The organism is Kocuria sp. CPCC 205231, from assembly GCF_040980965.1.
Classification (GTDB): Bacteria; Actinomycetota; Actinomycetes; order Actinomycetales; family Micrococcaceae; genus Kocuria; species Kocuria rosea.
Window position 1 is genome coordinate 11,341 of the sequence record NZ_JAVKPP010000014.1, and the last position, 19,813, is coordinate 31,153.

The 19,813-nt window shown below is 64.3% G+C and carries 29 protein-coding genes; 24 read left to right on the top strand and 5 right to left on the bottom strand.

Annotated features, from left to right (window positions below; translation table 11 throughout):
• Genes RF640_RS14230 through RF640_RS14240 form a run of 3 tightly spaced genes read right to left on the bottom strand, consistent with a single transcriptional unit; the run spans position 1 to position 2,005 of the window.
• On the bottom strand, positions 1 to 594 hold the full coding sequence (locus RF640_RS14230) for a hypothetical protein (protein ID WP_368828200.1): 594 nt from the start codon (positions 592 to 594) through the stop codon (positions 1 to 3).
• Positions 591 to 1,592 carry a hypothetical protein gene (locus RF640_RS14235; protein WP_368828201.1) on the bottom strand — a complete coding sequence of 334 codons (1,002 nt, stop codon included), beginning with the start codon at positions 1,590 to 1,592 and terminating at the stop codon, positions 591 to 593. Before RF640_RS14235 ends, RF640_RS14230 begins: the two co-directional genes overlap by 4 nt.
• Complete coding sequence (locus RF640_RS14240; protein WP_368828203.1) at positions 1,592 to 2,005, bottom strand: hypothetical protein; 414 nt, start codon at positions 2,003 to 2,005, stop codon at positions 1,592 to 1,594. The genes RF640_RS14235 and RF640_RS14240 overlap by 1 nt, the downstream gene beginning before the upstream one ends.
• Before the next feature lie 249 nt (positions 2,006 to 2,254).
• On the opposite strand from RF640_RS14240, the gene RF640_RS14245 reads away from it, so the two are divergent.
• The 14 genes from RF640_RS14245 to RF640_RS14310 all read left to right on the top strand — a co-directional run bounded on the left by RF640_RS14245 (position 2,255) and on the right by RF640_RS14310 (position 11,510).
• Positions 2,255 to 2,470: a hypothetical protein gene (locus tag RF640_RS14245; protein ID WP_047802221.1), complete on the top strand. Its 216-nt coding sequence runs from the start codon at positions 2,255 to 2,257 to the stop codon at positions 2,468 to 2,470.
• Positions 2,471 to 2,740: 270 nt separating this feature from the next.
• Positions 2,741 to 3,844, top strand: a complete 1,104-nt coding sequence (locus tag RF640_RS14250; protein WP_368828204.1) for a hypothetical protein — start codon at positions 2,741 to 2,743, stop codon at positions 3,842 to 3,844.
• Between the two features lie 129 nt (positions 3,845 to 3,973).
• Positions 3,974 to 4,414 carry a LexA family protein gene (locus RF640_RS14255; protein ID WP_368828205.1) on the top strand — a complete coding sequence of 147 codons (441 nt, stop codon included), beginning with the start codon at positions 3,974 to 3,976 and terminating at the stop codon, positions 4,412 to 4,414.
• Positions 4,415 to 4,438: 24 nt separating this feature from the next.
• Positions 4,439 to 5,698 (top strand): Y-family DNA polymerase, encoded by a 1,260-nt coding sequence (locus tag RF640_RS14260; RefSeq protein WP_368828206.1) that lies wholly within the window; start codon positions 4,439 to 4,441, stop codon positions 5,696 to 5,698.
• A 336-nt stretch (positions 5,699 to 6,034) separates the two neighbouring features.
• Complete coding sequence (locus RF640_RS14265; RefSeq protein ID WP_368828207.1) at positions 6,035 to 6,826, top strand: ParA family protein; 792 nt, start codon at positions 6,035 to 6,037, stop codon at positions 6,824 to 6,826.
• Between the two features lie 11 nt (positions 6,827 to 6,837).
• On the top strand, positions 6,838 to 7,200 hold the full coding sequence (locus tag RF640_RS14270) for a hypothetical protein (protein WP_368828208.1): 363 nt from the start codon (positions 6,838 to 6,840) through the stop codon (positions 7,198 to 7,200).
• 510 nt (positions 7,201 to 7,710) lie between these two features.
• Positions 7,711 to 8,538, top strand: a complete 828-nt coding sequence (locus tag RF640_RS14275; RefSeq protein WP_368828209.1) for an ArdC-like ssDNA-binding domain-containing protein — start codon at positions 7,711 to 7,713, stop codon at positions 8,536 to 8,538.
• A gap of 74 nt (positions 8,539 to 8,612) precedes the next feature.
• Complete coding sequence (locus RF640_RS14280; RefSeq protein ID WP_368828210.1) at positions 8,613 to 8,870, top strand: glutaredoxin domain-containing protein; 258 nt, start codon at positions 8,613 to 8,615, stop codon at positions 8,868 to 8,870.
• Between the two features lie 222 nt (positions 8,871 to 9,092).
• On the top strand, positions 9,093 to 9,341 hold the full coding sequence (locus RF640_RS14285) for a hypothetical protein (protein WP_368828211.1): 249 nt from the start codon (positions 9,093 to 9,095) through the stop codon (positions 9,339 to 9,341).
• 149 nt (positions 9,342 to 9,490) lie between these two features.
• Complete coding sequence (locus RF640_RS14290; protein ID WP_368828212.1) at positions 9,491 to 9,718, top strand: hypothetical protein; 228 nt, start codon at positions 9,491 to 9,493, stop codon at positions 9,716 to 9,718.
• 35 nt (positions 9,719 to 9,753) lie between these two features.
• Positions 9,754 to 10,170 carry a hypothetical protein gene (locus tag RF640_RS14295; RefSeq protein WP_368828213.1) on the top strand — a complete coding sequence of 139 codons (417 nt, stop codon included), beginning with the start codon at positions 9,754 to 9,756 and terminating at the stop codon, positions 10,168 to 10,170.
• A gap of 92 nt (positions 10,171 to 10,262) precedes the next feature.
• Entirely contained in the window at positions 10,263 to 10,526 is a 264-nt protein-coding gene (locus tag RF640_RS14300) for a hypothetical protein (protein WP_368828214.1), read from the top strand.
• 5 nt (positions 10,527 to 10,531) lie between these two features.
• The gene (locus tag RF640_RS14305) at positions 10,532 to 10,879 is read left to right on the top strand and encodes a ribbon-helix-helix protein, CopG family (protein WP_368828215.1); all 348 of its coding nucleotides are present in this window, start codon (positions 10,532 to 10,534) and stop codon (positions 10,877 to 10,879) included.
• 169 nt (positions 10,880 to 11,048) lie between these two features.
• A complete protein-coding gene (locus RF640_RS14310; protein ID WP_368828216.1) occupies positions 11,049 to 11,510 on the top strand; it encodes a hypothetical protein in 462 nt (153 codons plus the stop codon).
• Here RF640_RS14310 and RF640_RS14315 read toward each other — a convergent pair.
• Together RF640_RS14315 and RF640_RS14320 are read right to left on the bottom strand one after the other, a co-directional pair.
• A complete protein-coding gene (locus RF640_RS14315; protein ID WP_368828217.1) occupies positions 11,498 to 12,436 on the bottom strand; it encodes a hypothetical protein in 939 nt (312 codons plus the stop codon). The genes RF640_RS14310 and RF640_RS14315 overlap by 13 nt on opposite strands.
• 128 nt (positions 12,437 to 12,564) lie before the next feature.
• Entirely contained in the window at positions 12,565 to 12,939 is a 375-nt protein-coding gene (locus RF640_RS14320) for a hypothetical protein (protein WP_368828218.1), read from the bottom strand.
• A gap of 127 nt (positions 12,940 to 13,066) precedes the next feature.
• Between RF640_RS14320 and RF640_RS14325 the strand changes: the two genes are divergently transcribed.
• The 10 genes from RF640_RS14325 to RF640_RS14370 all read left to right on the top strand — a co-directional run bounded on the left by RF640_RS14325 (position 13,067) and on the right by RF640_RS14370 (position 19,808).
• Positions 13,067 to 14,317, top strand: a complete 1,251-nt coding sequence (locus RF640_RS14325) for an IS256 family transposase (RefSeq protein ID WP_368828312.1) — start codon at positions 13,067 to 13,069, stop codon at positions 14,315 to 14,317.
• Between the two features lie 376 nt (positions 14,318 to 14,693).
• Positions 14,694 to 15,140: a hypothetical protein gene (locus tag RF640_RS14330; RefSeq protein WP_368828219.1), complete on the top strand. Its 447-nt coding sequence runs from the start codon at positions 14,694 to 14,696 to the stop codon at positions 15,138 to 15,140.
• A 566-nt stretch (positions 15,141 to 15,706) separates the two neighbouring features.
• Positions 15,707 to 16,099: a hypothetical protein gene (locus tag RF640_RS14335; RefSeq protein WP_368828220.1), complete on the top strand. Its 393-nt coding sequence runs from the start codon at positions 15,707 to 15,709 to the stop codon at positions 16,097 to 16,099.
• 39 nt (positions 16,100 to 16,138) lie between these two features.
• Positions 16,139 to 16,465 (top strand): Lsr2 family protein, encoded by a 327-nt coding sequence (locus tag RF640_RS14340; RefSeq protein ID WP_368828221.1) that lies wholly within the window; start codon positions 16,139 to 16,141, stop codon positions 16,463 to 16,465.
• Between the two features lie 22 nt (positions 16,466 to 16,487).
• Positions 16,488 to 17,003, top strand: coding sequence for an RHS repeat-associated core domain-containing protein (locus RF640_RS14345; RefSeq protein WP_368828222.1), 516 nt, complete (start codon positions 16,488 to 16,490; stop codon positions 17,001 to 17,003).
• Position 17,004: 1 nt separating this feature from the next.
• Entirely contained in the window at positions 17,005 to 17,175 is a 171-nt protein-coding gene (locus tag RF640_RS14350; protein ID WP_368828223.1) for a hypothetical protein, read from the top strand.
• A gap of 525 nt (positions 17,176 to 17,700) precedes the next feature.
• Complete coding sequence (locus RF640_RS14355; RefSeq protein ID WP_368828224.1) at positions 17,701 to 18,279, top strand: recombinase family protein; 579 nt, start codon at positions 17,701 to 17,703, stop codon at positions 18,277 to 18,279.
• A gap of 71 nt (positions 18,280 to 18,350) precedes the next feature.
• A complete protein-coding gene (locus RF640_RS14360; RefSeq protein WP_368828225.1) occupies positions 18,351 to 19,061 on the top strand; it encodes a recombinase family protein in 711 nt (236 codons plus the stop codon).
• Positions 19,061 to 19,345, top strand: a complete 285-nt coding sequence (locus RF640_RS14365) for a hypothetical protein (RefSeq protein ID WP_368828226.1) — start codon at positions 19,061 to 19,063, stop codon at positions 19,343 to 19,345. Before RF640_RS14360 ends, RF640_RS14365 begins: the two co-directional genes overlap by 1 nt.
• Before the next feature lie 142 nt (positions 19,346 to 19,487).
• Positions 19,488 to 19,808, top strand: a complete 321-nt coding sequence (locus RF640_RS14370) for a hypothetical protein (RefSeq protein ID WP_368828227.1) — start codon at positions 19,488 to 19,490, stop codon at positions 19,806 to 19,808.
• Positions 19,809 to 19,813: the final 5 nt, after the last annotated feature.

Sequence of the window (19,813 nt, forward strand, 5' to 3'; positions counted from 1 at the left end):
TCATGTCACGATCCAGGCGTAGATGCTGCCCAGGAAGGCCAGCCCGTAGATGAAGCCTGAAATCACCTGCGGACCGGTGTGGTCCTGGAGCCGGATGCGGCTCCAGCACACCGCCAGGCCCACCGGAACGAACAGCAGCCCGATCACACCCCAGGATGTTGTCAGGGCAACAATAGTTCCGCCCATCATCATGCCGTGCCCGGAGATCTTCCACCACGGACTCACCACAGCGATCACCAGCCCGGCCAGGAACGTGGCCACGAGCAGCGCCACGATCTCGATCGGTCCCTGCAGCAGGATCGCCGCCGTGAGGTAGCTGAGGACCAGCACCAGCACCCCGGCCATCACCGGTCGGCGGTGCTCCTTCACGCTCACGTGGTGGTCAGTGAGGACCCCACGGCGCACCAGCAGGAGGACCACGGCCAGCGGAACCCCGCATACGATCAGGGCCGCGCTGATTCCCCACCACAGCGAGACCGCAGATGGGTTCGCCCCCCAGGGCAGCGCGATGAGCAGTGCCGCCAGCAGCACCGGTGGCTGGAAGGCTTCCGTGGCGGTTCTCTCCCAGCGGGGGACGACGATCGAGGTGCTCATGATGTGAGTTCAAATCTCCTCTCGGCGGCCTGCAGGGCACACCGTTGCTTTTCCGACAGGCCCGCGTTCTCTGCCCGCAGGGCGTCTTCGACGGCAATGACGGCACTGTAGAGAACCTTCTGGGGATCAGCCGACAGAGCGCTGGACCAACCCGGAGGGCGTCCACCAGGGCTCCACCGGTCCGCGCCGAGTTGGGCCCACACCGGGGCGATCCTCAGGATGTCCATGCGCAGACCCATCTTCAGGCGCCGGCCTTGGGCGTAGAGACCCAGCCACGCCACGGCCAAGCACACCAGCACAGCCCCGGGCAGGAAGACCGGGCCGAACGAGGCCCGCAGGGCCACAGCTACAGCATCCCACGTGTCTGAATACCCGAGGACTGCGTAGCCGGCCTCGAGCGTGCAGCCGAGCACGAGCAGGGAACCTCCCACACCCAGGCCGAGCAGCCCCGGCCACAGCAGGCGGTCGTGCCCATGCTGGCGCAGGGTGAGTTCCCGGAAGGCGACACGGGCAACATCGGCGGCGTTCCAGGCTCCCATCACCATGATGAGCAGCGTGTAAACCAGTGTGCCGCCCTGGGCAAGGTGGTCCGGAATGAACGCTCCCGAGGTCGGGCCCCGGTCGATCGAGAAGAACGCTGCCGTCAGTCCCAGCAGCAAGGCGCTACCTATGGCGGCCTCCCGCAATGTCCGCGACCGGCTCCAGTCCCTGCGTTGCAGGGACTGGACGAGGGCCGCCCGCAGGCACCATACGGCGCTGAGTGCGAGCAGGTTGCGCACCAAATGGAAGATGTTCTCCCCGCCCAGCCACGCATCCACGGTCCGTTCGGGAACCATGACCCCGTTGGCCGAGAAGGCCAGCGCCGCCAACGCCGTGCCCACCCAGACGAAGTCCACTCGGCGTCGCCGCGCCACTCGTGGCAGACGAACGACCACTGCCACGGCGGCGAAGAGGAACGCCACGGCCTTGAGCAGACTCAACACCGCTCCGAGGCTCATCAGAAGGCCTCGAGCAGAGGATCCACCTGCTGGATCAGTCGGGCGGCCAACCTCGTGGCGGCGTTCTCTGCCGCGATCTCCTGGGCCGTCCAGGTCGAGGACCGCCCGAGAAGGGTCTTGATCCGTCGGGAGCCCCCGATGTGGGCGAAGGCGTTCCCCAGCGTCAGCTCGCATCCACCGTGCATGAGGAGGATGTGTCCGTACTCGTGCAGGATCACGTGCCGGCGCAGCAGCTTGCTTTTCCCGGCAGCATGGAAAATCCAGGACCGCTCAGCCATCTCCAGCCACAACCCCGTGACGTCCTGACCCAACCACGCCGGCGCCGGCTCGATGTGGATGGGCTTGCCGTGCCGACGCTGCACCTCCAGATGAAGACCCTCCCAGGTGAGATGGTCCGGCAGCTCAGCCAGCACATCGGAGTCGGAACGGGAAACAGTTCCCCCTAGCCAAGACATGCCCTCCAGGCTACCTGGAACTTGAACATGTTTATGTTGAACATGTTCAACATGTATTAGGGTGGATGCAAGCCGCGTAGCACTTTGCGCCTGGCCGTAGGTGACTCAGGCCATCGCTGCTTGACTCGTGTACCGGAGGGATGAAAAATCACCGAGACACACCTGATACCGCTATCGGTAGCAGTGTCGATATGCCATGATCGACCCATGACCGAGTACCAGCAGCCGAAGTTGCAGGGCCACAAGGTGGCCCTGATGGCGCGTGTGTCTCCAGAACAGCACCGCGCGGCGATCGAAGCATCGCACCAGGCGGGGCTCAGCATGGCCGAATACATCGGCGCCTTGATCGACCGCGACGCTGGAAGGTCCAACAAGCTCGACAACAGGGAGGAGCCGCGCCTACCGCTGGCTAATTCCGCTTAAACGACTGACGACCCGCCTGGCAGGGCGGGCCGTCGAAGTCATTCGGCTGTCTCAGGTCGCCAAACTCGCGACAGCCGTTCCAACAGCTAACTGAATCGGAACCTGTCATGAATCCAATACCAGGGGACTGTTGTGTCCCCTAGTGTACCTGAGGCGCGTCCGCAAATGGACCCCTCTTCACTCAGTCACGCCGATTTTCGGTCACATTCCACCCCTGACGCTGCCCTCGAGACCGCTGGGAAGTTCCCCTCACATCGCCGGCGGGTGCGGGTGGAACACGAGCAGTCCAAGGCGGTCGTGCTGCGGGCGGTGCCCAAGGGTTGCCAGCTCGCCAAGCACATCGCCGCCTGGCGCCGGGCCGTGCTGGAGCACCCCAGCCTGGAGTTGATCCGTGCCGATGCCCGGGCGAACCTGCTGGCCGTGGTGGAGATCATCTGCCGCCAGCAGGACCCCGCCTCGCGCACCTGGCGCACGACCTGGGACTGGGTCGCTGCGAAGATCGATCGCTCCCGCTCCACCGTGGCGCGGGTGATCCGCCACCTGCGCGACTGCGGGCTGCTGGCCGTGGTGGCCACCGGCCGCAGCGCGGGGCGCACCCCGCGTGCCACCGGCCGCACCCAGGGCGAGGCCCCCGTCTACGCGCTCATCCACAGCACCCCGCAGCCGGCCCTTGAGCCTGTGGAACTAACTGACACCCCGGTCCCCACGAAGTGGGAGAGTCTTTCCCCGCACGCGCGCGAAGAGGTTTCCCCGAAGGACGCGGCTGCGCCGCGACCCACCCGAAAGCGCGCCGCACAGCGGCGCGAGGTGGTCGCCGCCCTGAGCCGTCGTACAGCCCCGCTATGGCCCCGTCATGCAACGACGGAGCCCTTGACGAGGCGGGTGACCCGTCGGGCGCGGAAGGAGGCTCAGCGGGCGGCTGCCCTGGAGCTCCAGCACGAGGCCATCGTGTTGCGCCAGCTCACCACCGCCCACGTTGGAAGCGTGTGCAAGCCGTTCTTCGAGGCCGGGTGGACCATCGCCGACGTGCTCACCGCCCTGGACTGGACGCCTCAGGGCACCCGCTACGGCTTCCTCACCGTGGAGGGCATCGAGAATCCCGCCGCCTGGCTGGCCGCCCGGATGCGCGCCTGGACCCACCCCGACGGCACCCCCCTGCGGTCCCGCGACCAGCGGGTCGCCGCCGAGGCCGCCCAGCGCCGCGCGGCAGCACGCGCGGCCGCCGAACGCTACACGGCCCGCATCGCTGCCTCCGCGGCCGTCCCAGCGAACTCCCCCGCCCCTGGCCCCCGCCGACCGTTCCGGCAACGCTGGGCCGCCCAGATCGCCGCCGGCCAAAACCAAGCGGCTGCTGCGTCCGTCTCGGTTCCATAGCCGGGCCCCCTTGGCGTGTCCGGTCGGCGGGGGAGAATCCGCCCCGTCAGCACTAGTCAAACCGCATATGTATACGAACTAAATGCACATATTGGCCTGACTATCGAATAGGTGTTCTATCCTGGCGGCATGAGACACCCAGTTCCGCTCACCATTGACCGCCCTGTGCTGGTCTCTGCGGTCCTGGTCCGAGTCCCGGCTGGCTTCCCCTCCCCTGCCCAGGACAGCTTTGACGACGGCCGGATCGACCTCAACGAGGTCCTGATCAGAGACGTCACCTCCACCTACGCATTCCGGGTCACCGGAGACTCCATGGAAGGAGCAGGGATCTACCACGGGGACGAAATCCTCGTGGACCGATCCATCACCCCCAAACACGGTGATGTGGTGATCGCCGTCTACGACGACGAGTTCACCGTCAAACGCCTGCACGTCTACGAACACGGCGTGGTCCTCCACGCGGAGAATCCCGCTTATCCCGACATCACGATTCCCTCGATGACCCAGCTCCAGGTGTGGGGTGTGGTGACCTACTCGATCCACCATGTCCATTCCCGGAAACTGCATTAGCCGGGCCAGACAAGGTGGTAACCGGTGATTGCCCTGGTGGACGTCAATAATTTCTATGCTTCCTGTGAGGCACTGTTCGAGCCCTCTCTGGCGGGTAAGCCGCTGGTGGTGCTCTCCAACAACGACGGCTGTGTCGTCGCCCGTTCTGCGGAGGCGAAGGCCCTGGGGATCAAGATGGGTGACCCCTGGTTCCAGCTGCGCGCCAATGCGGCCCGGTGGGGACTGGAAAAACGGTCCTCCAACTACCAGCTCTACGCCGACCTGTCCGAGCGGGTGATGCTGCTGCTGGCACGCCACGCGCGGGGGCAGGAGGTGTACTCCATCGACGAATGCTTCCTCATCCCACCCGACGGGACACCCGCAGAACAGGTGCGGTGGGCGCGCCGGCTCAAAGCCACCGTGGCCCGCAATGTCGGGCTGCCGGTGAGCATCGGGATTGCGAGTTCGAAGACGCGGGCGAAGATCGCCACCGAGGCCGCGAAGAAGCTGCCCGCCACCGGTGGAGTGGTGCACTGGGACCAGGCGCCGGAGGGGTACTGGGATTGGCTCATGGCGGCCCTGCCGGTCACCGAGGTCTGGGGCATCGCCGAAAGGCTGGCCAAGCGGCTGGAGGCGATGGGAATCCAGACCATCGCCCAGCTGCGTGATGCCGACCCGGCGGCCATCCGCCACAAGTTCTCCGTGGTGCAGATGCGCACTGTCCTGGAGCTCAACGGTTTCCCCGCTATCCCCGTCGAGGACGAGGTGGCCACCAAGCAGCAGATCCTGGTCTCCCGGTCCTTCCCGGACCCCATCTGGGACCCGGAGATCGTCGGGGCCGCGGTGGCCGAGTTCGCCCAGCGCGCCTCCCGCCGGCTGCGCAAAGAAAGCGAGGTCACTGGGCGCTTCACCGTCTTCGCCACCACCTCCCCGCATCGGCCCGGGCCCACGCATAACGTCTCCGCGCACGTGCGCCTGGCCGTGCCCACCAACGAGCCCACTCCCCTGGTGGCCGCCGCTCGGGCGGCCCTGGTGCCCAAGCTCATGCACGGGATGCAGTACATGCGCGCCGGCATCCTCTGCATGGACCTCGCCCCCGAGGGGGCCGTGCCCGTGCTGCCCGGCGTCATCGAACAACCAGCACCCCTCGGTGAGTTGATCGACGCCGTGAACCGTCGCTTTGGCAGTGCCACCCTCGCTTTGGGCCGACTCGGCACCCACTCCCCTGCCCCATGGCGCAGCCGGCAGGCCGACCTTTCTCCTAGCTACACCACCGACTGGGCAGAGCTGCGCACGGTCAGCTGAGCGCCCATGACCGACCGCACCACCGTGGATGCGGCCCGCGTCCCCGTGCCCACATGTGCACGGCAAAAGCTCCATCGCGCCCCTGGCTTTTCCCGCACCCATGGACACCGGGACCCAGCATCCCGCCTGTCCACAACGGCCAGGCTCCTTCCGCCGCAAGCTCACCTCAAATCCCGGCCGTTGTGGACAGGCTCATTCCAGCGTGCGAACCCAAGAACAACCGACACTCCGTGCCAATGTGTCATAAAGGCACGATGGCATAAGGTAGTAAAGGAAGAGACTCATAGGCACCATGCCTATGAGTCACAAAGGCACAACTGGAAAGGTGGCTCTGGCATGGCTCCTCCGCTCACCATCGCCGTAGCTCAGCAGAAGGGCGGAGTCGGTAAGACAACGACCACCGCCAACCTCGCCCACGCCGGCTGCCGCGCCGGCGCCCGAGTACTCGCTATCGACCTAGACCCCCAGGGCAACCTCACGCGGACTCTCTATGACCAAGAGATACCGGACGGTCAGCCCATCACCGCTGACGTACTCACCGAAGATGAACCCGCTCCACTTGCCGACGTCATCGTGTCCACCGCATGGTCCGGGCTAGATCTGGCTCCCACCGTGGATCGGGATCTTGCTGCCGTCGAGCGGGACCTCACCCAGAATCCGCGCACCCCCGCCAGGGTGAAACTGCTGCACGATGCCATTCAGGCCAGCGAGGTCGCCGCCGGCTATGACGTCGTGCTCATCGACTGCCCACCCAATATCGGAGCTCTCACCCTGGCTGCATTGGCAGCCGCCGATCGCGTCCTGGCCGTCACCGAGCCCACCCTTTTCTCTGCTGACGCACTCGTGGAAATCGAGGAAAGCGTGGCCCGAGTCCGCCAGCACTACCAAGTACCCGTGACGCTTTCTGCGGTGCTGGTCAATAAATGGCGATCCAACGTCATTGAAGACCGGCACTGGAGACTGTCCTTGGCCGAGCAATTTGGGGATCTATTGCTGGACCCTCCGGTGCCGCAGCGCGTCATTATCAGCCGAGCCATTCAAGCCGGAGTGTCTCTGAGCCAAATGGGCGCTGACGCCAAGCCGATCGTAGAGCTCTATGACCGTCACTACCGGACCCTCACTGCCTAGGAGATCCACCGATGCCGACCCAGCACGCACCCAAAGCCTCCCGTCGCCGTCGCAGCGGTGCGGACCCTATCGCGCCAACGGCACCGGAGCAGGAGGCGCCCGCTCCAGCTGCTGAACCGGCACCCCAACCCGAAACGCCACCGCAGCCCACATTGACCACCGAGCAGCGTGACCGTCTCCGCGTGACAGTGCCGAAACCTCTGCTCACCGAGCTGAAAAGGGCCTACGTCATCGACGCCGGCCCCGGCGTTTCCTGGTCTGACTGGATCACCGGACTGCTCACCACTTCCCTAGATGACCTGCACACCAAGTACGGCGTCGAGGAGTTCACCGGCCCCGGAGTGCTCAGCCCAGGACGTCCACGCAGTCAGTAGGCACTCTGCAACATGATGCCTATGTGCCACTCTGCCTATCTGTCGCAAAGGCACAATGACACATAAGGCGCACCTGGACGAAGGCCGACCGACTAGCTACGGGTCGGCCTTCATCCATTCGCGGCCGCCGCAAGAAGAGCAGCGGGGAGTTTCCCATGGTCGCCGGACTGCGGTTCTCCGGCTGCATTAGCGGCAGTGGGCCGGGTTCTTTCTTCCAAGGACAGGCGACGGGATGAGGTGCCAGGCCAGGGCCGCGCATCGAGCTACTGGCGGCGCGTGGAGACCCCCGAAAAGGCTCGGGGCCCACACCCAGCACACACCCGTCCCAAAGCGCCAAAGGGACCCCCTGCGCACATCCTGGGGCGCGGGGCGCCCCGCGCCTAAAAGTCGAATAAATGCCGGCCGCGTGTCACCAAAGAGTCAACAAACCAAGAAAAAGGCTTGTCATATTTACGCGGGGGGACTAGTATAGAAATATAAGAAAGGCCGAAAACACGGAAGGTAAAACCAATGACCACCAAGAACAAGACCCGCAAGACCGCCGAGCAGCGTCAGGCCGAGGCGAAGGCCCTGCACGAGAAGCTGGCCAACCAGGTCGAGGGCCTGGCGACCTCGGGGGAGTGGCAGAAGTTCCTGGACTACGCCGCCAGCTTCCACAATTTCAGCATCAACAACGTTCTGCTGATCACCGCCCAGTGCCCGCACGCGACCCAGGTCGCCGGCTTCCGCCAGTGGCAGGCCAAGGGCCGCCAGGTGCGCAAGGGTGAGAAGTCCATCAAGATTTTCGGCTACAGCTCCAAGAAGATCACCGAGACGAACGAGCAGACCGGAGAGGACGAAGAGAAGAAGATCACCATTTTTCCGATCCTCTCCGTGTTCGACATTTCCCAGACCGACCCCATTGAAGGAGTCGAGGCCCCGGCTCACCCGTCCCGCCGCCTGGAGGGCGCCGATGACGCTCAGCTGTACGCCCGCACCGCCGCCTACCTGGAGGGAATCGGTTGGGCCGTGACGCGCGAGCCCATCCCGGGGGAGGCCAACGGCTACACCACCACCGACGGCACCCGCCGCGTCGTCGTGGAGGCGAACGTCTCCGACGCCCAGGCCGCCAAGACCGCTATCCACGAGGCCGCCCACGTCCTCCTGCACGCCGATGAGGACCACGCCGAATACATCGCCCACCGTGGCATCAAGGAAACCGAGGCCGAGTCTGTGGCCTACATCGTCGCCGGAATTTTCGGCCTGGACACCGCCGCAAACGTCCTGCGCGCTACGCACACCCTCACCGAAGCCCTCGACCCCATCGAGGCCGACGAGGACACCGAGCCCACCACCTGACCATCCGACCCCGTGCCGGGGGAGGGCCCCCGTCCTCCCCCGGCACTCCTCCACCGTCGACCAGGAGACCCCCGATGGCTACCGTGACCCTCTACACCGCCCCCCACTGCACCAATTGCACCGCCGCCGCCCAAGCCATGGACCGTAAGCGCATCCCGTACGCGCCGATCAGTCTGGCCACCGTCCCGGCGTCCCTGGATTACGTGAAAAACCTCGGCCACCAACGCGCCCCGGTGACCGTGATTGAGGACGACCACGGCGCCGTCTTGGACCACTGGAGCGGATACCGCCCCGACAAGCTGATGGGTCTCGCCCGGACGCTGAGCACCTGAACACCAGAGGGGCGGCCCGCCAACACCAGCGGACCGCCCCTCCCGTCGCCGGCAGCAGCATCCCTACGGGATACACGCCCCCACCCCGGGCGCCCCAGGCCACCCCCGCCCCCAGAAAGGACCCCTGCCATGTCCATCACCTATACCCCCGCCACATGTGCCCCGGTCGAGGTCACCGCAGCGGCCCAGGCTGCCGGAGTGCGTCCAGAGTTCCGCGTTGTCATGGCCGCAAACGCCCACGACCGCGCGTGTGCCCTCTCAGACCACCAGGAGCCCATCCAGGGCACCGCGGCTGTCATGGAAGCCCTCAGCGCCACCCTGGAGGCGCTAATCGGCAAACACCACCGGCTGAGCGTGGGCACCACCTGGACGATCCATACCGGCCACCTCAGGAGGGCCCGCTGGACCGTACTCGTGGCCGCCGACGACACCCACTCCGCCGACGTCGTTCTCTACATCACCCCGGCCTAGACCCAATCGGCCGGGGCCCGGCCCCGGCCTAGACCCAATCGGCCGGGGCCCGGCCCCGGCCTAGACCCAATCGGCCGGGGCCGGGCCCCGGCCTACGCTGGGATAGCCGACCCCGCCGGCTCCCGCGCCCTCCCGGAAGGACCTCCTGAATGAGCCAAGAACTCACCGACGCCCAATCCGCCGCCCTGAGCAGCTGGAGGCAGTCTCAGGACAAAGCCGAACAGGCGCGCAAGCTCACCGAAGAAGCAGCCCAGGACGCCCGAGAAGCCGTCACGGCCCTGAGCAGGAACGGCATGAGCCAGAAAGCGATCGCCGCACTACTAGGGATCGGCCAGCAGCGCGTCTCCCAGCTCATCATCCGAACGCCCCGCCACTGACTCCAGGCGGGGCTGCGCCCATCGAAGGGAACACCATGAGCGTCGAGCCCACTCTCACCTATCAGCTGGACTCCACCACCTACGAGGTACTGACCGAGGCCCTAGAGCAACACGCGGCCCATCAGGAGCTCCTCACCCGTCAAGCACAGTTCGCCCCCACCGCCGAGGACCGCATGACCTTGCTGCACGAGGTCCTGCACGCCGAGGAGTTGCGCCGCACCATCGAGGCCGCCCACAGCGCCGGCCAAGTCAGCATCACCCTGGCGCCGAGCACCTACCAGCTGCTCACCGACGCGCTGTCCGGCTACCACGACGACCAGATGCACGCCGCCGAAGAAGCCACCCAGGACCATGACGACCCCGATGACGGCGACCCCGCCCGCCAGGCGGCCGCCGCCGCCGATCGGCTGCACCTCCAGGCCGTCGAAGCCGCGACCTGCACCCATCACTGACACTGATCCCAAGGACACGCAGATGAAGATCGGCGGCACCATCCGCACCCCAACTACTATTCTGTAGCCGCATTCTGTGCTACAATATCAGCATGGGAGTTGAGTGGACGCACAGCGCAGGCCGACATGGCATCAGCAGGCAAAATGCCCTGTACGCGATGACGCACGCCGAAGTCAGCGCTGAGGTCGAGGGGCATCCCGGTGAGGTGACGGTCGTCTACGTGGGACACCCCCACGGGCAGACGGAGAAATACCTCGAAGTCATCGCCGCCCACCGTCCACCACGCGACCTGGTGATCTTCCACGCGATGGAACTCACCGACCTGTACTGGCATCTGCTCTACGAAGGAGAGTGACCCTCATGGGTGATTACGACGAGCTGGCCCGGCGCGCCGAGCACGGCGGGTTGGCCGTGAGGCCGGGCACCGTCCGGCGCGGACCGGAGGCGGCCGAGGCCGCCCGGACCGCCCTGATGGCTGCCACCGGGGCGACAACAGCTGAGGGGGCTGCCCGTATCGCGGTGGGTCGGCCCGCGCTGGGCCATGAAGGGAAGTCCCCGGTGGTTCGTGCCCGGGTCCCGCAAGCACTCAAGGACCGGCTCCACCAGATTGCTCAAGAGCAGCACCGCAATGAGTCCGAGATCGTGCGTGAGGCACTGATCGCCTACATCCGTCTCGGCGAGGGGGCATCAGCCACAGCCGATCAGTGACAACGCCGGCCACGGCGCCGCACCACCGGACCGGATCGGCGCAGCCGCAACCCCGAGCACACTCACCACTAGCCGCCACCGTGCCTATGTGCCATAAAGGCACATAGGCACATAGGCACAGTGAGGCCGAGATCCTCAGCACTGCACGAATACAAATGGAGGAGTTGCCATGCCCAGCTACACCTACAAAGACGGCGAACTGGTGGAAGTCCCCGACGTCGTCATCACGGAGTCTTGTGAGCTCTCCGAGCCGATCACCGTCACGGTGGTCATCAAGACAGGGGCCCATGTGGTGTCTCTGGCGAAACTCACCGGATCTGTCACTGTGGAGAGCGGGGCGTCCCTTAATGCCAAGGGGCATGTCTTGGGAACCGTCAATGTTGCCGCTCATGGTGAGGCGACGTTCCACCAGCAAGCGTCGGGCACGCTCAACATCAGCCAGGGTGGGCGCGTGCGCCTCACGGAGACATGCATTGCCCTGGGGACGATGAACATTGACGGCGAGTTGGTCAACGAAGGCGTTCGAGGCGTGCAAGTGCACGGTACCGGCACTGTTGAGGACCGCCCGGGCTCTACGGTGCGGCAGCCGGACGAGACATGGCCGGATGGCACAGTCGTCTACAGGGGTTGATCATTGACACGGTGACCATGAGTTCCGGGCCCGTGACTGTGGTTGGTCTCGACAGGTGTCCTTGCCGGGGAAGTCAGCCAGGGCCTGCTGTGCTTTTTCTCCTCCGGCCTGGTGGGTGTCTGTGACGGCGCTTTGGGGGAGATGTCGTCGTTCAGCGGCTGTGCATTCGTGGGCTCCATGAGCTCCGGTGAAGGGTGCTTCCAGCCGGCGTGGTGGAGGTCGAGTACGTACAGGGCAACAAGGCCCGCCAGTCCGAGGAAACTGCCCAGCGCTATGTTGCTGAGCCAGGCCGGGCCCTGCTCCACTCCTTGAGAACCGGCGCCTAGGCCCAGGCCCAAGAACACGGCCAGGCACCACAGGCCGCCGGCGATTACCACTAGCAGCCCCAGTCCTTTCCATCCCAAGGTGGTGTGGGTCTGTCCGCCCCGGAAGGCTTTGAGGTGCTCGCGTTCCAGCGCTGTCCCCAATATGTAGGCAGTGGCGATCTGCCGTCGCTCATAGACGGCATTGGCGGTACGGCTTACCCCTCGGCAGATCAGGAGCAGCAACAGCATCACCACACCGATCTCCCACAGGTGATTCTCGATCAGCCGTCGTGCGCTCAGTTGCTCTGCGAGATCGGCGGCCACCTGGAAGCACTGTCCCGTGGCCCAGGCCAAGAGGAAAACCACCATGGCCCCTTCGATCAGCAGCCGCCGCCCGGGGATGGCCTGCAACGCGACCAGCCGCCCCATGGCTTCGCGCTGGAGGCTCTGGGCCACGGCACGGTCCTGCGTCGAGACAGAGACCTGTGCCTGCTCCTGCCAGTACGCGACCTGACGACGCAGTCGCGTACCGGCAGTGAGCTGGCCCAGCGCCCCAAGCACCCCGGCTACAGAGGCCACAGTCGTCAACAGGGGGCCGAGGACATCAGCAAGTTCCTTCACGAAGGTCAGTATGGATCGTGAGATCTCAGAACATCCTCGCGGCGGCCCCTGATCCGCTTTGCCCTCCCCGTCCCCGGCCTTCTTGAGCGTTCCTCGCCGGAGCCGTTCTCCACCGAGCTGCTGGGCATTCAGGAACGGTAGGTGAACCAGGCGCGGACCGGGGCCTTGAACGCGGTGATCAACCAGAGGATGTCCACGATGAGCACGGCCACGGTGAGAGCGATCAGCACCACCGCCCACCCACCGAAGAGCAAGGACCCGAAGACCCCGAAGACGGTGCCGATGGCGCTGAGGATGGCCAGGACGATGCCGAGGATCCGCGCCCAGTTCCGGCCTTTCTTCAACCCGCTGTAAACCAAGGCGTAGAGGCCGATGGCGATCACCGCGGTGATGATCGTGCTCACCATCGAACCGGCCGCCTGGGTGGCCGCGAGCTGGGCTTGTTCAGTGGTGAAGCCGAGGCGTTCGTAGGCGGCGGTCAGATCCACCGTAGAGGTCACCACCAGGGAGACCAGAAGGTTGAGCAGGTACAGCCCCGCCGGGGACTGTAAGAAAAACGGTGTGTGAGGGTCCGGCCTGATCCGAGAGGAGACGGCCGTGTCAGACTCCACGACCGAGATGACAGGCACGATGATCGACCCTGTGACGGGAGAGATCATCGATCAGAAGGACCTCGCCGAGTGGCTGCTGGCCCAGGCGAAGGAGCAAGGCGTGAGCCTGGTCGGGCCCGGCGGGCTGCTGAACCAGCTGACGAAGAATGTCCTGGAAACCGCCCTGGAAGCCGAACTGACCGAGCACCTCGGGCACGACCACGGGCAGACCCCGATCGCGGCCAATATGCGCAACGGGACCCGGGTGAAGACCGTGCTGACCGAGATCGGCCCGGTCGAGATCGAGGTGCCCCGGGATCGGGACGGGTCCTTCGAGCCGGTGATCGTGCCCAAGCGCAAGCGGCGTCTGGACGGGATCGACCAGATCGTGCTCTCGCTGTCGGCCCGCGGCCTGACCACCGGGGAGATCTCGGCGCACTTCGAGGAGGTCTACGGGGCCAGGGTCTCCAAGGACACCATCAGCCGGATCACCGAGAAGGTCGCCGGTGAGCTGGCCGAGTGGTCTTCGCGGCCGCTGGACCCGCTCTACCCGGTGCTCTTCGTCGACGCGGTCGTGGTGAAGGTCCGCGACGGGCAGGTCCGCAACACCCCGTTCTACGTCGTCATGGGCGTCACCGTGCACGGGGAACGCGACATCCTTGGAATCTGGGCCGGTGACGGCGCCGAGGGCGCCCGGTTCTGGCTGCAGGTGTTCTCCGAGCTGAAGAACCGGGGCGTCGAGGACGTGCTCATCGCCGTCTGTGACGGACTCAAGGGCCTACCAGAGGCGATCAACACCACCTGGACGCAGACGGTGGTGCAGCAGTGCATCGTGCACCTGATCCGCAACAGCTTCCGCTACGCCGGCCGACAGCACCGCGACGGGATCGTCAAGGCGCTCAAGCCGGTCTACACCGCCCCGTCCGAGGCCGCGGCGAAGGACCGGTTCACCGAGTTCAAGGCCGAGTGGGGCCAGCGGTATCCCGCGATCGTGCAGCTGTGGGAGAGCTCCTGGGCGGAGTTCGTGCCGTTCCTGGAGTACGACGTGGAGATCCGCCGGGTGATCTGCACGACGAACGCTATCGAGTCGATTAACGCCCGTTACCGGCGGGCGGTGCGGGCGCGCGGGCACTTCCCGAACGAGGCTGCTGCGCTGAAGTGCCTCTACCTCGTCACCAGATCTCTTGATCCGACCGGCGGCGGTAGAGCACGCTGGGTGATGAGGTGGAAGCCGGCGCTGAACGCGTTCGCGATCACCTTCGCCGGACGGTTCGAGAGAACCACTCACTGATGAAAACCGCCGGACCCCACACACCGTTTATCGGACAGTCCCGAGTATTGAATTGGGGGGTGGCGGGTGCTACGTCATTTGTCTGTATGGCGGGTTTGGTATTGACGATAATGGAGTGCTAGGTGGCTCGGTAGGCCTTGCAGGCGGACCTGCCGGCGGAGTCGACGCCCAGATTGGGACAGCGGATACTAACTATTCCAAAGAGGGATCTTGGGGGCCATTTGTAAGCGCCCAATTACTTGGAGGTGATGTAGGATACAATTGGTCTAAAGATGGGAATTACTGGTCTCGAAGCTACGGCTTGAATTCTGTCGGAATTAATGGTGGAGTGCGTGCCAGCGTAGGAATGATTGACCTCTGGTAAGGATTGAACCCCATGCCCCCTATGGCAATATCATTTATTTTCGCAATAGTAACCTTAGGTGCTGGACTATATTTTAGAAAGGCATGGGCAAAACGTATTGGAAGGTTTTCGGACTCGGGCAAAGGTTCTGCTGAAGTGGCGACACTCACTGTCGCCGCAGCTCTGGGCATCCTGATACTGGGTTCAACTGCTTCAATCTTCCTTGACCCCGAGGATGAATTTAATCACTCCACTGGTGTGACGCTCGGTATCGCCGCTCTTATCGTATATGCAGGGTCTAGGACCACTGGATTTCTCCATAATCGAATGGCAAAAACGCTCAGAACAAGCTCTAATATTTATGCGCGTGTAGATGAATCGTTAGAGGATTACTCTCAAGCGTTGCGAACAATGAGCAAGGCGTATTTGATTGCGGCAACACTCGGTGGTATTTCAGGTATATTATCGTTAATTTATTAAAATATATAAACAGCTTGATTGGCGGCGGGTGGCCAGATTTATACAATCTGGCCACCCGCCGCGACGCGCCCACATTGTCTAAATTGTGTACCACAGGGGTGCTTTCTTGCTGCATCACCCAGTGGTTTTACGGGCCATTCACAAATAAGTAAGGGTAGGTGTCGTCCGCTACTGCTGGTGGCTACCGGCAGCGAGCAGGGCGCGTAGGCGGTGGTTCTCGAGGTTCCAGAACCCGCGGGCAACCCTGCGCATCGTCAATCAACTTCCCCACGTCGACTCCTTTGTGTCTCGAAACCAACCTCTAGTACACATCTCTAGGCACCGGGATAAAGCACATAACTGCGAGACACTCGATGCTGCGGAAACTTACGGGCGCAAAAAATCTTGGCGAGACGTCTTGCATCCCATGCCTTCAGAGACACCCCGGATGAGTCGCACATTACTGTCAGACCAATGCCTGCCATGGTTACGATGAAGTTCATTATTACTGGGTACTAACCGTAGGAGGAATAATGCCGTTCGAGGTTTTCGACAAAAGGATGACTCCGCTGGCCAAGGCTCCGAGCGTGACGATCCAGAAGCGCGGGGTGATCTCGCTGAACAAGGCCGCCCATGACCTGGTTGGCAACGCTGAGACAGTGGAGCTGCTCTACGACCGTGACCGCCAAGTCATGGCACTACGCGCCACCGATGACTCCTCCCCGCACGCCTACGCAGTTCGCAGCGGCTCCAAGCGCGGGCCCGGGCAGGCGATCGTCTCAGCCACGGCCTTCACCGCGCACTACGGCATCAATACCACGGCGACGAGGCGGTGGAAGCCTTTCGTGGAGAACGACATGCTCTGCGTGGACCTCACCACCGAGGGCACCGTGATTACCGGCAACCGCACCAAGACCACGGCACCGGCCGACGATGCGCCCACTGATGTGTCCACCGACGACGACTCCGACCACCCCTGACCCCACTCCCCCACCCGGATATCGAAAGGAACACCACCCATGGCCCAGAAAGTCGAAATACACCTCGAGGACGACCTCGACGGCGGCCCCGCCAACGACACCCTTACCTTCGCCCTGGACGGCAAGGACTACGAGATCGACCTCTCCACCACCAACGCCGAGAAGCTGCGGGAGGCACTGCGCCCGTTCGCGGCGGCTGGCCGCAAGACCACCCGTGGTGGTGCCCGCGGCACCCGGTCCCGCGCCTCGGGTAGTGACCCGGACACCGGGAAGATCCGGGCCTGGGCGAAGGATAACGGCTACGAGGTCTCCGACCGCGGCCGCATCCACCAGACCGTCAAGGACGCCTACTACGCCGCTCACTGAGTCAGTAGCGCCCCCGCCCGGCGTGCCCACCCTCACCAAGGACTCCGGCGGATACGGCACCGTGATGAACCCCTACCAATTCAAGGGCGGCCTGCACGATAGAAACACCAACTGGGTGAAGTTCGGCCACCGCTGGTACTCCGTGGAATGGGGCCGCTTCTCCCAGCAAGACACCCTGGACGCACCCCTGGACCCGGCGAACGCCAACCGCTACGCCTTTGCCGCCAACGACCCCATCAACAACTCCGATCCCTTGGGGCTTTACTCCTGGGAGGAATTCTGGGGCAGCACCGCCGGGGAGGTCACCAAGGGCGTTGTAGGTCTCCTGGGAATAGCCGCCAAAAGGACACTTCCGGGGGCGATCATCGGCGGAATAGCCGGCTGTGTCGGGGGAATATGGGGTGAGTCAGTAGTTAATCCCAATGCAGCAACGCGCGACTACGCGGGCGCGTGCGGAGGCGGTGCGGTCAATGGAGTCATCGGTTTCAGTTTTGGCAAGGTCGGGATAGCAATGGAAAAGGCTAAGAAAAGGATGTGATATGCAAGCAATGCTCATCACCTTGAACTCGATTTGCATGGTTCTGCTGATTGTGACGGTATTGACCGGGCGCTACAAATTCCAGTGGGGCGATACGAAGCTCGTGATGGCTGCTCTGACGATCGGCGCAGTGTCGCTCGGCGGATCGCTGATCATCATTTCCTTAATGTAAATCAACCCGCTCTAACAATTTGAGCCATGACGGCAATGCACAGCCCCGGAGCCTTCCAGCAAATCAAGGCTCTGGGGCTGTGCCACGCCATGTGCAGGCAGGGCCCAGCACCAAGGCGCCAAGTGAAACCTGTTGCACACAAGGGTCGCAACCCGACGCTTCGATCCAAATAACTCCATGCCCCTCATGTCTACCCGCTTCGGCGGAAACATCATCCTGGTCTTCCCGACCCCCTTAGCAAGCGAACCCTAACCACTAGTAGCTACGGAAGGGTCCAGGATCAGCTATAAACTTGAGACTTCCATCCGCACCTAATGTCGCCTATACGCGGCATGTGCATCACGATGTCCCTAAAAAATGCTTGTCCCTAGGTCAGCTATGGCCAACCGAAGGAATAGGCGTTGACACAACGCCTTAGTGTTGCTTTGAGGTATACCCCAGCGCAACAGTGTCGGCGCCCTGCTTTTCACGTGGCTTTAGGGTCCTTTTACGATTTTTGCCACAGATGTGTGCAAGGCTTTAGACATGGCGCAACATGCAGGGCAGCGGATCGGGTACGCCCGAGTGTCGAGCACTGACCAGAACCTCACCCGGCAGCTGACCGCCCTGGGGGAAGTGAACAGGTTGTTCGAGGAAAAATACTCCGGGGCCAAGCGCGAGGGGCGCACGGCCTTGGCTGACCTGATCGGCTACGCCCGGGCCGGGGACACGGTCGTGGTCTCCTCGATGGACCGGCTGGCCCGCTCGGTCGTGGACCTGAATCAGATCGTGGGGGAGCTGGTGGCCAAGGGCGTGGTGGTGGAGTTCGTCCACGAACGGGTCACCTTCCAACCCGGTGATGCGGACCCGTTCGCAGAGTTCCAGCTGAACATCATGGCCTCCTTCGCCCAGCTGGAGCGGGCCATCACCAGGGAACGACAGGCCGAGGGCATTCGTGCTGCCAAGGCCCGCGGCGTCTATCAGGGCAGAGCCCGCAAGCTCACCACCGAGCAACTAGCCACCGCCCGCGAGCTGGTGGCCACCGGGGTGCCCAAGGCCCAGGTCGCTCGGCAACTGGGCATCGACCGTTCCACGCTCTACCGGTCCCTGGCCCGGAATCCATAGTGGCCGGCCCGCCGACGAGGGCCGGCCACAGCTTCCAAAATCCCGACTCGAAATCCAGGACTCGATAGACGATGACTCAAAAAGCTCACAACAGCCCAGAATCGAGTCACCCCGGCCGGCTGCTCGGCTACGCCCGAGTGTCCACCACCTCCCAGAACCTCGATGTGCAGCTGCGTGCGCTCACCGAGGCCGGGGTGCCGGCGGAGCTGGTCTTCACCGACAAGATCAGCGGCACCCAGGCAGAGCGCGCCGGGCTGGCCGCGCTCATGGCCGAGGCCCGGGAGGGGGACACCCTGGTGCTGTACTCCCTGGACCGGCTGGGCCGGTCCCTGGTGCACATGGTCACCACGATTGACGAGCTGATCCGCCGCGGGGTGGCGCTGCGCAGTCTCACCGACACCATCGACACCACCACTCCGGTTGGCCGTTTCCAGCTCAACGTGTTCGTGGCGATGGCCGAGTATCAACGCGCACTGATCGTGGAGCGCGTCCAGGACGGACTGGAGGCCGCCCGGGCCCGCGGCGTGCAGCTGGGCCGCAAGTCCCCGATCACCCCCGAGCAGGTCCGCGCTATTCATCGGCTGCACCGGGCGGGGCTGTCCCACTACAAGATCCACCGCCGCGTCGGGGTATCCAAAGGCGCGGTGGGACGGGTGCTGCGCGGGGAGATTAAGTCCCTGGCGCATGTGAGTCTGGAGCTACCCGAGGACGAGATTGACGTCTGGGACGCCGAGGCACTGGCGGCCACCCATGATGACCCCGCGCCGAGAGGAGGCCGCTGATGCCCCGCCTCGTGATCCTCTACCTGCTGTGGTGGGTGCGGCTGTTCTACCGTATCGGCCACGCGGTAGCGCACTGGGTGCTGCGCATCATCCCGATGCCCTCGGCGCTGCGGCACCGTGTGGCCGGCACCGTGGCCATCGCCCCGTATCTGTTCTGGGTGTGGGACGTGGTGGGCATCAACGACAACACATGGTCGGCGATCGCAGTGGGTGCGGTCATCACGGGGCTGCTGTTGCTGCTGGTCCATCGAGCGGAGGCCCGCCGTGCAGTCCGCGGACGTTGAGCGCTTCTACTCCCACGTCTTGAAAGGACCGGACCCCGACTCGTGCTGGTTGTGGCTCGGCGCCATCAGTGATGACGGCTACGGCCGCTTCTGGCTACCCACCGCTAACGGTCAAAGAGCGGTTGCCGCCCATCGTTTCTCCTTGGCCACCGTCCACGGTGGGCTGGGTGCGATCGAGGGACTGACCGCGTTGCACTGGTGCGACGTTCCGCTGTGCGTGCACGCCACCCTGGAGCCCTCCACGCACCTGTTGTTGGGCAGTCGGTCGGAGAACATGGCCGATCGGGCGATGAAGGGTCGGATGCCCTCGGCCACCGCAGCCCGGTGGCGGCGGCTGTCGAGGGCCGAACGCTCGGCGCGGTCCCGGCAGCTGCGCGAGGAGTTGAAAACCCGCGGGTGGGACGAGGACGTGGTGCGCGAGCTCGTGCACGGCATCGACCCCGACCACCCAACCTTGTTCTAGGTTCA

Coding starts and splice junctions, on each gene's coding strand:
- RF640_RS14235 (WP_368828201.1), bottom strand. CDS start 1,592: ATGAGCCTCGGAGCGGTGTTGAGTCTGCTCAAGGCCGTGGCGTTCCTC.
- RF640_RS14245 (WP_047802221.1), top strand. CDS start 2,255: ATGACCGAGTACCAGCAGCCGAAGTTGCAGGGCCACAAGGTGGCCCTG.
- RF640_RS14295 (WP_368828213.1), top strand. CDS start 9,754: ATGAGCGTCGAGCCCACTCTCACCTATCAGCTGGACTCCACCACCTAC.
- RF640_RS14330 (WP_368828219.1), top strand. CDS start 14,694: ATGCCCCCTATGGCAATATCATTTATTTTCGCAATAGTAACCTTAGGT.
- RF640_RS14255 (WP_368828205.1), top strand. CDS start 3,974: ATGAGACACCCAGTTCCGCTCACCATTGACCGCCCTGTGCTGGTCTCT.
- RF640_RS14275 (WP_368828209.1), top strand. CDS start 7,711: ATGACCACCAAGAACAAGACCCGCAAGACCGCCGAGCAGCGTCAGGCC.
- RF640_RS14230 (WP_368828200.1), bottom strand. CDS start 594: ATGAGCACCTCGATCGTCGTCCCCCGCTGGGAGAGAACCGCCACGGAA.
- RF640_RS14270 (WP_368828208.1), top strand. CDS start 6,838: ATGCCGACCCAGCACGCACCCAAAGCCTCCCGTCGCCGTCGCAGCGGT.
- RF640_RS14265 (WP_368828207.1), top strand. CDS start 6,035: ATGGCTCCTCCGCTCACCATCGCCGTAGCTCAGCAGAAGGGCGGAGTC.
- RF640_RS14280 (WP_368828210.1), top strand. CDS start 8,613: ATGGCTACCGTGACCCTCTACACCGCCCCCCACTGCACCAATTGCACC.
- RF640_RS14325 (WP_368828312.1), top strand. CDS start 13,067: ATGATCGACCCTGTGACGGGAGAGATCATCGATCAGAAGGACCTCGCC.
- RF640_RS14340 (WP_368828221.1), top strand. CDS start 16,139: ATGGCCCAGAAAGTCGAAATACACCTCGAGGACGACCTCGACGGCGGC.
- RF640_RS14290 (WP_368828212.1), top strand. CDS start 9,491: ATGAGCCAAGAACTCACCGACGCCCAATCCGCCGCCCTGAGCAGCTGG.
- RF640_RS14305 (WP_368828215.1), top strand. CDS start 10,532: ATGGGTGATTACGACGAGCTGGCCCGGCGCGCCGAGCACGGCGGGTTG.
- RF640_RS14360 (WP_368828225.1), top strand. CDS start 18,351: ATGACTCAAAAAGCTCACAACAGCCCAGAATCGAGTCACCCCGGCCGG.
- RF640_RS14300 (WP_368828214.1), top strand. CDS start 10,263: ATGGGAGTTGAGTGGACGCACAGCGCAGGCCGACATGGCATCAGCAGG.
- RF640_RS14355 (WP_368828224.1), top strand. CDS start 17,701: ATGGCGCAACATGCAGGGCAGCGGATCGGGTACGCCCGAGTGTCGAGC.
- RF640_RS14350 (WP_368828223.1), top strand. CDS start 17,005: ATGCAAGCAATGCTCATCACCTTGAACTCGATTTGCATGGTTCTGCTG.
- RF640_RS14365 (WP_368828226.1), top strand. CDS start 19,061: ATGCCCCGCCTCGTGATCCTCTACCTGCTGTGGTGGGTGCGGCTGTTC.
- RF640_RS14310 (WP_368828216.1), top strand. CDS start 11,049: ATGCCCAGCTACACCTACAAAGACGGCGAACTGGTGGAAGTCCCCGAC.
- RF640_RS14285 (WP_368828211.1), top strand. CDS start 9,093: ATGGCCGCAAACGCCCACGACCGCGCGTGTGCCCTCTCAGACCACCAG.